Annotated in this window: 11 protein-coding genes and 1 pseudogene; 8 read left to right on the forward strand and 4 right to left on the reverse strand. The window is 57.7% G+C overall.

Translation table 11 applies throughout. The features are described 5' to 3' along the window. Positions 1 to 329: 329 nt before the first annotated feature. From H6B10_RS00005 to H6B10_RS00015, 3 genes are read left to right on the forward strand one after another with little or no spacing between them, the layout of a single operon-like run. Positions 330 to 2,984: a peptidoglycan-binding protein gene (locus H6B10_RS00005; RefSeq protein WP_204648863.1), complete on the forward strand. Its 2,655-nt coding sequence runs from the start codon at positions 330 to 332 to the stop codon at positions 2,982 to 2,984. A 4-nt stretch (positions 2,985 to 2,988) separates the two neighbouring features. Further along, positions 2,989 to 3,678, forward strand: a complete 690-nt coding sequence (locus H6B10_RS00010; RefSeq protein ID WP_204648864.1) for a peptidoglycan-binding domain-containing protein — start codon at positions 2,989 to 2,991, stop codon at positions 3,676 to 3,678. A 58-nt stretch (positions 3,679 to 3,736) separates the two neighbouring features. Beyond that, positions 3,737 to 4,303 (forward strand): nitroreductase family protein, encoded by a 567-nt coding sequence (locus H6B10_RS00015; RefSeq protein ID WP_207751549.1) that lies wholly within the window; start codon positions 3,737 to 3,739, stop codon positions 4,301 to 4,303. Positions 4,304 to 4,489: 186 nt separating this feature from the next. On the opposite strand, the gene H6B10_RS00020 is transcribed toward H6B10_RS00015, so the two are convergent. Then, positions 4,490 to 6,058 (reverse strand): alpha-amylase family glycosyl hydrolase, encoded by a 1,569-nt coding sequence (locus H6B10_RS00020; protein WP_204648865.1) that lies wholly within the window; start codon positions 6,056 to 6,058, stop codon positions 4,490 to 4,492. Between the two features lie 243 nt (positions 6,059 to 6,301). On the opposite strand from H6B10_RS00020, the gene H6B10_RS00025 reads away from it, so the two are divergent. The 4 genes and pseudogenes from H6B10_RS00025 to H6B10_RS00040 all read left to right on the forward strand — a co-directional run bounded on the left by H6B10_RS00025 (position 6,302) and on the right by H6B10_RS00040 (position 10,734). Then, positions 6,302 to 8,029, forward strand: coding sequence for a carbon starvation CstA family protein (locus H6B10_RS00025; protein ID WP_204648866.1), 1,728 nt, complete (start codon positions 6,302 to 6,304; stop codon positions 8,027 to 8,029). Positions 8,030 to 8,355: 326 nt separating this feature from the next. Continuing rightward, positions 8,356 to 9,084, forward strand: a pseudogene (locus H6B10_RS00030) (transporter substrate-binding domain-containing protein). A gap of 92 nt (positions 9,085 to 9,176) precedes the next feature. After that, positions 9,177 to 10,001, forward strand: a complete 825-nt coding sequence (locus H6B10_RS00035; RefSeq protein ID WP_204648867.1) for an amino acid ABC transporter permease — start codon at positions 9,177 to 9,179, stop codon at positions 9,999 to 10,001. Beyond that, positions 9,994 to 10,734, forward strand: a complete 741-nt coding sequence (locus H6B10_RS00040; protein ID WP_204648868.1) for an amino acid ABC transporter ATP-binding protein — start codon at positions 9,994 to 9,996, stop codon at positions 10,732 to 10,734. Before H6B10_RS00035 ends, H6B10_RS00040 begins: the two co-directional genes overlap by 8 nt. A 44-nt stretch (positions 10,735 to 10,778) precedes the next feature. Here the strand turns inward: H6B10_RS00040 and H6B10_RS00045 are convergent, their stop codons facing one another. Then, complete coding sequence (locus H6B10_RS00045) at positions 10,779 to 11,657, reverse strand: hypothetical protein (RefSeq protein ID WP_204648869.1); 879 nt, start codon at positions 11,655 to 11,657, stop codon at positions 10,779 to 10,781. An 80-nt stretch (positions 11,658 to 11,737) separates the two neighbouring features. Between H6B10_RS00045 and H6B10_RS00050 the strand changes: the two genes are divergently transcribed. Beyond that, entirely contained in the window at positions 11,738 to 12,055 is a 318-nt protein-coding gene (locus tag H6B10_RS00050) for a hypothetical protein (RefSeq protein ID WP_204648908.1), read from the forward strand. Positions 12,056 to 12,104: 49 nt separating this feature from the next. Here H6B10_RS00050 and H6B10_RS00055 read toward each other — a convergent pair whose 3' ends face one another. Both H6B10_RS00055 and H6B10_RS00060 read right to left on the reverse strand, forming a co-directional pair. Further along, positions 12,105 to 12,926, reverse strand: coding sequence for a putative RNA methyltransferase (locus H6B10_RS00055; protein WP_204648870.1), 822 nt, complete (start codon positions 12,924 to 12,926; stop codon positions 12,105 to 12,107). Continuing rightward, positions 12,923 to 13,465, reverse strand: coding sequence for a hypothetical protein (locus H6B10_RS00060; RefSeq protein WP_204648871.1), 543 nt, complete (start codon positions 13,463 to 13,465; stop codon positions 12,923 to 12,925). Before H6B10_RS00060 ends, H6B10_RS00055 begins: the two co-directional genes overlap by 4 nt. Between the last annotated feature and the right edge of the window lie 3 nt (positions 13,466 to 13,468).

Below are 13,468 nucleotides of genomic sequence, written 5' to 3' on the forward strand. Positions count from 1 at the left end.
GTGGGGTACCGCTCAGTTCCCTTTTCTTGATTGCCATTGTTTTGTACCTCCTTCATGGATACAACATAACGGGAAAAGACTGATACAATTTTTACCGGTAACGTTTCGGTATGGGGTCAATCCAGGTCGCCAAACCAGACCTGGTGGATATGCCCATTATAATTCCGATACCCGCCGGGATGCAAGCTTTGCTTTTTGCTCCGCCACCCAGCAGCCGGACCTTTGGCCGCCCGCACCCATAGGTGGCCCCTTGTCGGTTTCCGGGTGTCACCCCTGCCTTGTCACCTCCCGCCCCACCCCGGCATAGCCTGTGGGCAGGAGGTGTTTGTATGCCAAACGGAAATTTAATCGTTTACACATCGATCGCCGAGCAGGCTGCTCCCCTGCCCGGCGTTCGCCTGACTGTGTCGGATGAATCGGGGGCGGTACTTTCCCGGATGACCACCGATGCATCGGGTGCCAGCCAGCCATTGGACCTGCCCGCGCCGGACGCAAGTTACAGCCTGGATGAAAACAACCGTACAGTCCGCCCGTATTCGGTATATCGCCTTACGGCGGAAGCCGACGGCTGGCAGCCCCGGATTTTGGACGGTGTGCAGATTTTTGCCGACCAGCAGACGGTGGCCCGGCTGGAATTTTTACCGGTGGAAACCACCGGCAACCCCACATTGGCCGATACGCGCGCCAAAGAGCAAAACGGAGAAATCACCACCATTCCGCCCCACGTGCTGTTTGCCGGTGGCGGCGGCAGCGGCCCCACACCGGAAGAGAACCTCAACGCCCGGGTACTCACCGAGGTGGTCATCCCCAAAAAGATTACCGTGCATTTGGGCAAACCTTCGGCCAACGTGGGCAACGTAACGGTAGGATTTCAGGAATACATCGCCAACGTGGCATCCAGCGAGGTGTACCCCACCTGGCCGGAGGAAGCCCTGCGGGCCAATATTCTGGCCCAGATCAGTCTGGCGCTCAACCGTATCTGGACCGAATGGTATCCCAGCCGGGGATATTCTTTCAACATTACCGGCTCCCCCGGTTATGATCAGGCTTACGTGGCAGGACGCACTGTTTTTGCGGTGATGGAGCGGCTGACCGCCGAACTGTTCAATACCTATGTTCGGCGGTTCGGTGATCAGGAACCCTATTTTACCGAGTACTGCGACGGTAAGCTTGTGACCTGCCCCGGTATGAAGCAGTGGGGCACGGTAGACCGTGCCAACGAAGGAAAGAACGCGTTGCAGATCCTGCGCTACTACTACGGGGACCGCGTTCAGTTGGTGACCACCAACAACATTGCCAGTATCCCGTCCAGCTGGCCGGGTATCACGCTGAAATGTGGCTCCACCGGAACCAGCGTAAGCATTTTGCAGCGGCAGCTTTCCCGCATTGCCAAAGATTACCCGGCCTTTGGCAAACCAGAAGTGACCGGAACTTTTGATGCCACCACCGAAAGCTGCGTGAAAAAGTTCCAGAAACAATTCAGCCTGACTGCGGACGGCCTGGTGGGCAAATCCACCTGGTACAAGATCAGTTATATCTATGTAAGCGTAAAGGATCTGGCCGAACTGACCAGTGAAGGCGAAACCGCCACCGGCACCGAAAGCAGCGGTACCTGGCCGGGCGTGGTGTTGCGCCGCGGTTCTACCGGCAGCGAGGTGGAACAGGTACAGTTCTGGTTGTCGGAACTGGCACAGTTCAACAGCGCACTGCCCAACCTGACGGTGGACGGCAATTTTGGCGCCGCCACCGAACGGGCGGTCAAAATTTTCCAGCAGGAACAGGGATTGACTGCCGACGGCATCGTTGGGCAGGCCACCTGGGATGCTCTGTACGACGCCTGGCTGGATATGCAAAGCGATCTTGGCGGCACGGCCTGGCCCGGTGTGGTGCTGCGCCGGGGCGATACGGGGATGGAGGTACGGTTGGTACAGTTCTGGCTGCGGCTGGCTGCGGACAACTATACTTCCCTTGCCTCCATCAACGTAGACGGCAGTTTTGGGGCTGCAACCCAAAATGCCGTGACCGGCTTCCAGAGCCTGTTCGGCCTGACGGCAGACGGCCTGGTGGGGCGCGCCACCTGGAACAAGCTCAACGAAGTGGCACTGGCGGTAGCCAACGAGATCGTAGACCCCAACGTAGCACCCGGCCAGTTCACCACCACCGTCCGGGAAGGAAGCCGCGGCACCGCCGTGCGGGCGGTACAGTTCTATCTGCGGCGGCTGGCGGCCTATTACAGCGACATTCCCACTGTAACGGTGGACGGCGTATTCGGTTCTGCCACCACAAAAGCCGTCAAAGCCTGGCAGGCCCGTGCCGGATTAACAGTGGACGGCGTTGTGGGGTTGCTGACCTGGAACAGCCTGTACACCGCCGCACAAAGCCTTGCCACCAGCGGCCCGGTGGTTCGGACCGTTTCACTGCCTGCCCCCGCCAGCACGCTGCGGCCGGGCGACAAAGGACTGGCAGTACTGCGCCTGGACCAATTGCTGCAATTTTTAGGGCAATGGCTGCCGGAGATCAACTTTTTGAACGGCACCGCCCCGGACAACGTCTTTGACAGCAACCTGGAAATCACTGTGCGCAGCGCCCAGCGGTACTTTGGCCTGCCCGAGACCGGCATTGTAACCACCGCTGACTGGACGGCATTTTTGCAGGCAGCACAGGCGCTGGCTGAAGTGAACCCCGCGGCGGCCGCCCCTGAGCCGGATGGTGTCTGGCCCGCATCATCCCTGGCGCTGGGCAGTTCTGGTCCTGCGGTACGGCAGGTACAGCGCTGGCTGAATCTGATTGCCTCTGTGGACCAGGGATACAACTTTGTACCGGAAACCGGTGAACTGGATGCTGCTACCCAGCAGGCTCTGGAAAGCTACCAGCTTACCGCCGGACTGCCCACTCTGGGAGTAGTAGACGCAGCCACCTGGGAAAGCCTGCGCACCGCAGCCCAGGCGTTGTGCAGTGAATGCCAGCGTTCCAAGGAGGGATAACATCATGACAAAAGTCTTAGTGTACGATTCCTATACCAACAAATTCTACACCTACAATCTCAGCGAAAACGATGCAATGCCTTACAGTTCCGGCACTACGCTGCGGGTGCGGGAGTTCCGCGGGTCCAGCAACGCCAACGTGCTGTGGACTACGGTAGCCGCCATGGAAGCCTGGAACCTGACCCGCCGCAATTACGGCAGTGGAATCCCTGTGGGGTACGCATTCAAGCGCATTTGGGAAGGCGGCCACGGCACCACCAGCCAACACTACGCCGGTGTGGCGTTTGATGTCGGCCAAAGCCTGAGCAGCAGCGCACGCCGGAAAATCTACGACACTGCCGTGGCCACCGGTGCCTGGGGATATGTGGAACCCCTTTCCATGACGCCCACCTGGGTGCATTTTGACCGCCGTTACGGCAAGCCCGCCTGCCCCACCACTACCGCCGGCTACCCTACCGTACGCCGGGGCAGCCGCAACACCTATGTGCTGATCCTGCAGGACGCCCTCAACGCGTTGGGTTACCCCAGCGGCACACTGGACGGCATTTTCGGTTCAGCTACCGAAAACGCACTCAAGGCTATACAAAAAGATTTTTCGTTGACGGCCGACGGCATCTGCGGTTGCAGCAGCTGGAAAAAGATTGCCTCGGCGGCAGTGGGTATCGGACGCACTTCCACCGTCGTTGATAAATGATCGTCTTGCTGGTATAATGGAAAAAACTGAAAAAAGGATGTGACCGATTGTGGAAATCATGGAATTCCTGCGCACCCGCCGCACCTACCGCCGCTTTGAACAGCGCCCTGTGGCACCGGAGATTTTGACCGAGGCAGTGGATGCCGCCCGCATTGCCAGCTGCGGCGCCAACCGCCAGACCTTGAAATATATCATTGTGCAAAGCCCGGAGACCGTAGCAGCTGTACAACCGTTGGTTCATTGGGCTGCCAGCCTGCCGCCGGAACTGGGCCGCCCCAAACCGGGTGAACAACCGGTCGCATTTATTGCCGTGCTGCAGGACGAACGGCTGCCTGGCTACAGTGATACAGACACCGGCCTGGCCATGGGCAGCTTGACGGCGGCCGCCTGGGGTCACGGTGTGGGCAGCTGCCTGATGGGTTCCATCGACCGCCCGGCCCTGAGCAAATTGCTGGGTCTGCCGGAAGGCGTTAAGCTGCGCTATATGGTAGCGCTGGGTTACCCCAGTCACGAAAGCCATTTGGTTTCCATGAAAGACGGCGACACCAAGTACTATCTGGATGACGCGCGGGACTACTGTGTGCCCAAGCGCCCCATGGAAGAAGTTCTGCTGAAAACGCTGTAAAACCACAATCAACCTAAAACATCCCGGGAAAGGCATGCCTTTCCCGGGATGTTTGTTGTATAAAACGCGCTGTTCAAGGGATGATTCCGCAGTCTTCCCAATGTTTCAGCTCTGCCACCATACCAACCGGAATGCCCATCCCGGCAGGCGATAAAACCCATTCACCGCCCTGCTTTATAGCAAGGATCATCCCAGCACGGCAAAGCTTTGGTCACCCAGAATCAGGTCTTCCCCACGCACTTCGGCGCTGCCGATGACAAAGAGCGTACGGGTTCCCTCTTTCAGTTTAAGGGGCAGTTCCGCCTGCGCTCCTGCCGGGTTGACCGCACAGATCAATTTGCCGCGGCGCCAGGCAAAGGGACGGTAATCCCCCTTAGCCTTAGGGGCAAACAACACCTTGAAAGGTGCATCGGAATCCAGATCCCGATGGGCATGGCGGAATGCCAGAATGGACTGCACCGTATGCCACAGGCTGTTGGGATCTTCCTGCTGCTGTGCTACCGTAGGCGCGTCCGCAGAAGGGTCTACCGGCAGATACAGGGATTCCGGTGCTGCGTCCGAGAAGCCCAGGTTTTTCCCCGGTGCCCACTGCATGGGAGTACGGGAACCGGTGCGGAAATAGCCACCCTCTTTGGTGGGCAGTTTCTGGTACCGCATACCGATTTCGTCGCCATAATAAAGGAACGGCGCTCCAGGCATAGTAAACAGCATGGCGTAGGCAATGCGCAGTTCGTCGGTGGTCAGCCCGGCTGCCGGGCGGATGGTATCGTGGTTGCAGGTAATCAGGCAGTACAAGCCGTCTTTATGGGTCGCTTTATAGCTAGGCAGCCAGTCATCCAGGAACTTGTCAATGCCGGTACCGGAATCCTTGCAGAAATACGCCTTGCCGATGTTGTGCGGATTGGAATCCATGGTGCCGTCATAAGCGCGCATAAGCCAGTCATAACCGTTATGGGTTCCGCTGAGCATAAAGTCCATGTCAAAACCGTTCTTCAGGGCCAGACGCGGCGCGTTCCACTCACTGATCAATGCCGCCTGGGGATACTCTTCCTGCAACATGGCGGCAATGTCCCGCCAGATGGCACAGGTATACTTTTTGTGATGGGTATCGTTTTTGACAAGGCTGAACGCCATATCCACCCGGAAACCGTCACAGCCCATGGCCAGCCAGAAGCGCATCACATCCTTGATGGCTTCCACCGTAGCACGGCAATCCGGTGCGTCGGTGGGCTGCTGCCAGGATTCATGAATTTTGCCATAGCCATAGTTCAAGGCAGGCTGGCACTTGAAGAAGTTCAGGATATACGTACCGTTGCGGTCGGTCTCGCCGCCGATAAACGGCATACCGTCACCGCCTGCAAAGCAGTGATCGGTCCAGATGTACCGGCCGGAGTATTCATTCTTCTCCACCTGGCTGCTGGCTTTGAACCAGGGGTGTTCCTCGCTGGTATGGCCGGGCACCAGGTCCAGCAGCACGTGCATGCCCTTTTCGTGGGCTGTGCGGAACAACTGGGCCAGATCCTCGTTGGTGCCGTAGCGGGGAGCTACCTTCTTGTAATCCCGCACATCATAGCCGGCATCTTTGAAGGGGGAGTCAAAACAGGGGTTGATCCACAGGGCATTGCAGCCCAGACCTTTAATATAGTCCAGTTTGGAAGTAATGCCCGGCAAGTCGCCGATACCATCCCCGTTTGTATCGCAGAAACTCTGCGGATAAATCTCATAAAACACTGCATCTTTGAGCCATTGCTTCATGGTAAACCTCCTGAATCAGGGCGTTTTCAGACAAAGACACCCGTTTTTCTTTATACTATCCATTCAAAACAAGGTTGTCAATTGCACATTTTATACAAAACAGTCTATATATTTTCTACTTTTCAACCAAAAAACCGTCAAACCTCCAAAATATTGACAAATTATTGACATAGGCACATCAGCGCGCTAAAGTAATGAAGCAAGCGATTGTAAATTCAATTGTAGGAAAGAGGGAGTAGAATCATGAATACGCTTGTGATCGTTCTGATCGCAGCGGTTTGCCTGGTATGTGCGTACGCCGGGTATGGCCGCTGGATCGCCAAAACCTGGGGTGTGGACCCCAACGCCAAAACCCCTGCTGTGCGGCTGGAAGATGGCAAAGATTATGTTCCCACCAACGGCTGGACCGTGTTCAGCCACCAGTTTTCTTCCATTGCCGGGGCGGGCCCCGTCACCGGCGCCATCCAGGCCGCCGCGTTCGGCTGGCTGCCGGTGTTGCTTTGGGTCCTGCTGGGCGGTATCTTCTTCGGCGCCGTAACGGACTTTGGTGCCCTGTATGCCAGTGTCAAGAATGACGGCAAGTCCATGGGTATGCTGATTGAAAAATACATCGGCAAACTGGGCCGCCGGCTCTTCCTTTTGTTCTGCTGGCTGTTCACCCTGCTGGTCATTGCCGCCTTTGCCGACATGGTGGCCGGTACCTTCAACGCCTACACCACCACCGACGGTGTCACCTCGCTGGCTGCGGCCGCCAAAACCAACGGTGCCGCCGGTATGGTTTCCATCATGTTCATGGTGTTTGCCGTGGTGTTTGGCCTGATCCAGAAGAAATTCCATTTTGACGGCTGGAAAGAAGCGGTGGTCGGCATTGTGCTGATCGTGCTTTCCTTCGTCATTGGCGCCAATTGCCCCATCATCCTGGGCAAGGAAGGCTGGATCTACATCACCTTTGTGTATATTTTCTTTGCGGCTGTACTGCCCATGTGGCTTTTGAAGCAGCCCCGGGATTACATGACCACCTTCATGTTCATTGCCATGATCATCGGTGCGGCGGTCGGTCTGCTGGTGGCCCATCCCACCATGAACCTGCAGCCCTTCACCAGCTGGAACGTGGTGGCCGGCGAAAACGGCAGCCTGATCAGCGGCAGCCTGTTCCCCATTCTGTTCGTTACGGTGGCCTGCGGCGCCGTGTCCGGCTTCCACAGCCTGGTATCCTCGGGTACTTCTTCCAAGACGGTAGAAAACGAGAAGGACATGCTGAAGGTCGGCTACGGTGCCATGGTGCTGGAAAGCCTGCTGGCTGTCCTGGCTTTGTGTGTGGCCGGTGCTTCCGCCGCGGCGGACGGCACCCCTGCCGCCGGCACCCCCTTCCAGGTGTTCAGCAACGGTGTGGCCGGTTTCTTTGAAATGTTCGGCGTACCCGTTTATGCCGCCACCGTCTTTATGACCATGTGCGTTTCCGCTCTGGCTCTGACCAGCCTGGATGCGGTGGCCCGTATCGGCCGTATGAGTTTCCAGGAACTGTTCAGCGTGGATGACATGGAACACACCGCCGCCTGGCGCAAATTGTTCTGCAACACCTATTTTTCCACCTTTATCACTCTGGCTTTCGGCTTTATCCTTGCCAAAATCGGTTACAACAACATCTGGCCCCTGTTTGGTTCCGCCAACCAGCTGCTCAGCGCACTGGTGCTCGTCACCCTGTGCGTCTTCCTGAAAGTGACCGGCCGCAGCAACAAGATGCTGTTCCCGCCGCTCATCATCATGCTGTGCGTTACCTTTACCGCGCTGGTTCAGATTTTGGTGGGTTGTGTAAAGGCTTACGCCGCCGGCACGGCCACCTTCCTGATGCAGGGCCTGCAGCTGATTCTGGCCATCCTGCTCATCACCCTGGGCGTGGTCATTGTGGTCAACTCTCTGCGCGCCTATGCCGCCAGCAAAAAGGGCGGCGAAAAGGCCACCGCTCAATGAGAAAAGCCTTTCCGGAATTTAGATCTGTACTTGACAAAACCTACTCGATAGCGTAAAATATCCTATGGCCGCAACGGCGCGGCAGGCTCTGCGCCGTATTGCTGCCGGGATTTGTAAGCTTGAGCCCCGGTATTCCGTAAGGATTACCGGGGTTTTTAGCGATTATGAGGGATTTGGAAAAGGAGAAGGACCCTATGAAAATGAAAAAGACTTTGAGCCTGTTGCTGGCTGCCATGATGACTGCCGGTCTGGCAGGCTGCGGCTCCAAGGCTGCAGATTCCGACGCACCGGACGGTGACGGCGATCCCACCACTCTGACTGTTGCCATGGAATGCGCTTACGCCCCCTACAACTGGACACAGAGCGATGATTCCAACGGTGCCATTCAGATCCGTGATTCCAGCGACTACGCGTACGGCTACGACGTAATGATGGCCAAAAAGATCGCGGAAGCCCTGGGCCAGAACGTTCAGATCGTCAAGCTGGACTGGGACAGCCTGATTCCCGCTGTTATGAGCGGCGATGTGGACTGTGTCATCGCCGGCTAGTCCATCACGGCGGAGCGTTCCCAGCAGGTGGATTTTTCTGATCCGTACTACTATGCGTCCATCATTACGCTGGTCAAAAAGGACAGCCCCTATGCTTCCGCCACCAGTGTAGCTGACCTGGCCGGTGCCGTATGTACCAGCCAGCTGGGCACCATCTGGTACGACAACTGCCTGCCGCAGATTCCCGGTGCGACCATTCTGGCCGCCCAGGAAACGGCTCCCGCCATGCTGGTTGCCCTGGACAGCGGCGCCTGCGACGTGGTCGTGACCGACCGCCCCACCGCTCAGGCTGCGCTGGTCGCCTACCCGGACTTTGTAGCGCTGGACTTTGGCGGCGGTGAAAACGACTTCCAGGTCAGTGATGAAGACATCAACATCGGCATCTCCATGAAGAAGGGCAACACCGCCCTGCAGGACGCCATCAACGGCGTTTTGTCCACCATGACCGCCGATGACTACAACACCATGATGGATGAGGCCATCAGCGTGCAGCCCCTGAGCGAGTAATCTTTCCACATTGCCCCAGGCAGCCATTTTTTGGCAGCCTGGGGCTGTGGTGGTTTCTGGCCTCGGGCCGAAAAACACAAAGGAGTAATCCCATGCAAGACTTTTTTACCAACTGCGCCACCGTGCTGCAAAAGTACGGTTTTTCTTACCTGCGCGGCGCGGGCACTACCCTGCTGCTGGCCTTGGTCGGCACCTTTTTCGGCTGCGTGATCGGCTTTGCGGTAGGCGCTCTGCAGACCATTCCGGTGGACAAACAGCGTGATCCGCTCTGGAAACGCACATTGATTAAGCTGATGCGCGGCGTACTGCGCTGCTACGTGGAACTGTTCCGCGGCACCCCCATGATCGTCCAGGCCGTTTTCATCTACTACGGTCTGATGCAGCTGTTCAACATCAAACTGGGGATGTGGGCCACCGGTTTTCTCATTGTTTCCATCAACACCGGCGCTTACATGGCAGAAACCGTCCGCGGCGGCATTGTTTCCATCGATCCCGGCCAGACCGAAGGTGCCATGGCCATCGGTATGAACCACTGGCAGACCATGCTGCACGTCATTCTGCCCCAGGCTTTGCGCAACATCATCCCCCAGATCGGCAACAACTTTATCATCAACATCAAGGACACCTCGGTACTGTCCGTTATTTCCATCACTGACCTGTTCTTTGTCCACAAGAGTGTGGTAGGTGCCCTGTACACCTATTTTGAAAGCGCCACGATCGTCATGATCATCTACCTGACCATGACATTGCTGGCCAGTTACCTGCTCCGCCTGTGGGAGAAAGCCCTGGACGGCCCGCAGAACTACGATCTGAACACCACCGATACCCTCGCCTATACCAGCGGCATGCACAACGCGCCCGATCCCGTGCACGAACCGCAGAATCTGGATATGAAAGGAGGCGCCGCCCATGTCTGAACCGATCATTGAAGTACGGCATCTTTCCAAAAGTTTCGGCACCCATGTAGTGCTGCGCGACGTGAACTTTACGGTAAATCCCGGCGACGTCACCTGCGTGATTGGTGCGTCCGGCAGCGGTAAATCCACCCTGCTGCGCTGCATCAATCTGCTGGAAACACCCACCAACGGCGCTGTGCTGTTCCACGGGCAGGAAATCACCGAAAAAGGTTTTGACCCCTGCAGTTACCGTGCCAAGGTCGGTATGGTGTTCCAGAGCTTCAACCTGTTCAACAACATGACGGTGCTGGAGAACTGCACCGCCGGTCTGCGCTACGTGCTGCACCAGGACAAGGAAACTGCCCGCCGCACCGCGCTGGAGAACCTGGAAAAGGTGGGCATGGCTCCCTATATCCATGCCAAGCCCCGCCAGCTTTCCGGTGGTCAGAAACAGCGCGTGGCCATTGCCCGGGCGCTTTCCATGAAACCGGAAGTGCTGCTGTTCGACGAACCCACCTCTGCCCTTGACCCCCAGATGGTCGGTGAGGTTCTGTCCGTCATGCGGCAGTTGGCAGCCGATGGCCTGACGATGATCGTGGTCACCCACGAAATGGCCTTTGCCCGGGATGTATCCAGCCATGTGGTCTATATGGCTGACGGCGTGATTGCCGAAGAAGGCACTCCCGCAGACATTTTTGAGCATCCGCAGAATCCCCGGACCGCAGAATTTCTCTCCCGGTTCCGTCAGCAGTAAACAGCACAAAAGGGACTGTTCCGAAAGAACAGTCCCTTTTCTTTTTACCGCAGCAATTCCCGAAGGGTTTGCATCCCGTCATCACTCAGCATGACTTCTCCGCCTGCTGCGGGCTGGGTTTCAGCACTGCGGTAGCCGGTAGTCATACCTGGTTGACTGCTTATATATTGCAGTGTTGCTTTCATATCGGCCAAATCAGTGGCCATCAGGTCGGTCAGTATCCGGGCGCTGTAGCTTTTCCAGGCTTCGGGCATGGATGCCAGAAAATTTTCATTTTGCCGCGCAAAGGCTTCCCACACGGCAGCACGGGCATCGGCCTTTTCCGTCGGGGTATCTAGGCAGTTCTGCAGTTTGGCGATCAGTTCCGGCGCCTGGGCCGCACCTGCTTCCGCCACCGAGTCCTCCCCGTAGCCAATGGATGCCCGCTCTGCCTGGGATAGCAGCGAAGCGGTATCCAGCCGGGCAACTGCTTCTTCTCCGGCGCAGTCCTGCCAGCAGGATTGGGTCGCCGCCAGATAATGCAGCGGCCGCTGGGCAGTTTCCCCCGTGGCAACGGTCTGGCTCAGCAGCTGCACGGCACGCCCCGGCCCGGCCGAGAGCGTGCAGGCGGCCAGCGTGGTGGTGCCGGACGGAGCCTGCACCTGTAATTTCCCCGGCAATGCGCAAAAGGTCACATTCTGTTCGGGACCATCGGCCCGGACCAGCACAAACGCAGGTTCCTCCTGCTGGACCACCAGCAATGCACACCAGGTATCCTGGGCACCCTGCTCGATCTGCAAACCGCCGCGTTCTGCCGCTGCCTGCCGCAATTCATTCTGCTGCTGCCGCTGATGAATCAGAAACGCTGTCAGTGCAATGAGCGGCAGCAAAAGCAGCAGCGTTAAACCCAGGCTGTACCAAAAAACACCGGCCCGTGAACGCATAAACAACACCTCTTTGTGTAAAAATCTATGGTATAGTGTGGGCCGCATGGCCTGCCTGTATACCAAAGGAGGTTGTAGTTATGTTTCATGAACCGTTTGGCCCCCGCGGCGCCGAGGATGAGCGCGATACCTTCTGGACCGATCTGGGTGAAGTGACCGATGCTGCGTACCGGGATGATCCGGAAAGTGCATCGGACAAGCCCCGGCGTACGGTAGGCACCGATTCCGCCCATTATCCGCCCCACTACGTGCCGGATACCGTACAGGAAATGCCCCTTGCACCGGAAACGCTTTCCGCTGAAGATGCAGCCAGTCGGCAGGACCCTCTGGGCAGCTGGACCGGCGTACCCAGTGACAACGAGTACGAGACCCCCACCCAGGACGCCGACGACCTGTAAGAAACCAAACAAAAGCCCCCGGCCGAATGTTTTCGGCCGGGGGCTTTTCTTATTCTGATTGTCTGCGATACACAAGGAAGCGAAAACCGATTTCTGTAGTCAGCCGGTCACATTCTGCCAGACGGGCAGCACCTTCTGCAGGCGTGTTCCAGTAATAGGGCGTCATGGCAAACAGCTGCTGTACACTCTCACCTTCCAGTGTAAGGGTAGCGGCAGCTTCCCGCTCGGTCACAAAGTCGAATCCCTCATAACGGGTATCTTTCACTTCATTTTCATAAGGCGTAGTGTACAGCACTTCTTTCAAACCGTAAAGATGGCGCGCCGTGGGCACCGCATAAATCAGGTGCCCGCCCGGGCGCAGCATACGGCTGAACTCCGCCCCTGCAAAGGGCGAAAAAATATTCAGCAAAAGATCCGCCCAACCGTCCCGCACCGGGGCGCTGAAACTGCCGCCTACGCAAAACGCAGCTTCCGGTACCAGCCGGGCTGCCAGACGAACAGCTTCCTTGGAGAGGTCAAATCCCACGATCTGGGGCTCACCCAGCGCATCATACAGAAAGCGGTCGTAACTGCCCTCTCCGCAACCGGCATCCACGATTTTCTCGTGGGGCAAAGTACCGCACAGTTCTGCCAGTACCGCCATCAACGGTTGATAGTGCCCGGCTGCCAGAAAAGCACGGCGGGCACGCACCATTTCTTTGCCGTCACCCGGGTCAGCTGCATGCTTTTTCTGAATAGCCAGCAGATTGGCATATCCTTCCCGCGCAAGATCAAAACTGTGTGCTTTGGGGCAGCGCAGGCTGCGCCCTATCAGAAGCAACGGCCCTGCGCAGACCGGGCACCGCAAGGCACCTGCCAGTGCGGGCGTCATTCGGCTGCCTCAGTTGCCGCAGGCTGGGCTTCCGGTACGGGTTCCTGCTGTGCAGTTTCTTCCTCCGGCAGAGGAACTGTCATACCGCCGTGTGCGGCCAGATATTCCTCAAAATTGGCAAACTTCTGTTTGGGCGGGCGGCGGGAAATCAAAGCAATACCCGGTTCTTCCTCCGCCGTGCGGTGCACCGCACGAGCTGCCCGCTGCGGCTGCTTGGAAGTGTGGGAAGATTGTTCCTTGGCCGGAGCCTGGTTGCCGGAACGGCTGCGACGTCCGGAAGGCTGCGGTTGGTTCCCGGTGTTGGCAGCCTCGGCAGGCTGACCGCGATGGCGGCGGCTGCCGGCGTTAGCTTCCTTGTTCTCTTTACGGGCGGGTTGCTGGCGCTGTGCTTTGGCCGGGGCGGCCTGCTGAACCTGCTTTGCGTTTTCTTTGGCTGCGGGGGTCTGTGCCTGTGCCGCCTGGGAAGCACCTGCACCGGAACCACGACGGCGGCGACGGCGGCGCGGTGCGCCGGAACTAGATTGTGCAGTTTTTTCCATACT

The sequence above is a fragment of the Gemmiger formicilis genome, assembly GCF_016901605.1.
Lineage (GTDB): Bacteria > Bacillota > Clostridia > Oscillospirales > Ruminococcaceae > Gemmiger > Gemmiger formicilis_B.

What these genes read in the sequence shown, in the direction of transcription:
- H6B10_RS00055 (WP_204648870.1), bottom strand. Translation starts at nt 12,926, where the DNA reads ATGACGCCCGCACTGGCAGGTGCCTTGCGGTGCCCGGTCTGCGCAGGG.
- H6B10_RS00020 (WP_204648865.1), bottom strand. Translation starts at nt 6,058, where the DNA reads ATGAAGCAATGGCTCAAAGATGCAGTGTTTTATGAGATTTATCCGCAG.
- H6B10_RS00060 (WP_204648871.1), bottom strand. Translation starts at nt 13,465, where the DNA reads ATGGAAAAAACTGCACAATCTAGTTCCGGCGCACCGCGCCGCCGTCGC.
- H6B10_RS00045 (WP_204648869.1), bottom strand. Translation starts at nt 11,657, where the DNA reads ATGCGTTCACGGGCCGGTGTTTTTTGGTACAGCCTGGGTTTAACGCTG.
- H6B10_RS00040 (WP_204648868.1), top strand. Translation starts at nt 9,994, where the DNA reads ATGTCTGAACCGATCATTGAAGTACGGCATCTTTCCAAAAGTTTCGGC.
- H6B10_RS00035 (WP_204648867.1), top strand. Translation starts at nt 9,177, where the DNA reads ATGCAAGACTTTTTTACCAACTGCGCCACCGTGCTGCAAAAGTACGGT.
- H6B10_RS00025 (WP_204648866.1), top strand. Translation starts at nt 6,302, where the DNA reads ATGAATACGCTTGTGATCGTTCTGATCGCAGCGGTTTGCCTGGTATGT.
- H6B10_RS00015 (WP_207751549.1), top strand. Translation starts at nt 3,737, where the DNA reads ATGGAATTCCTGCGCACCCGCCGCACCTACCGCCGCTTTGAACAGCGC.
- H6B10_RS00050 (WP_204648908.1), top strand. Translation starts at nt 11,738, where the DNA reads ATGTTTCATGAACCGTTTGGCCCCCGCGGCGCCGAGGATGAGCGCGAT.
- H6B10_RS00010 (WP_204648864.1), top strand. Translation starts at nt 2,989, where the DNA reads ATGACAAAAGTCTTAGTGTACGATTCCTATACCAACAAATTCTACACC.
- H6B10_RS00005 (WP_204648863.1), top strand. Translation starts at nt 330, where the DNA reads ATGCCAAACGGAAATTTAATCGTTTACACATCGATCGCCGAGCAGGCT.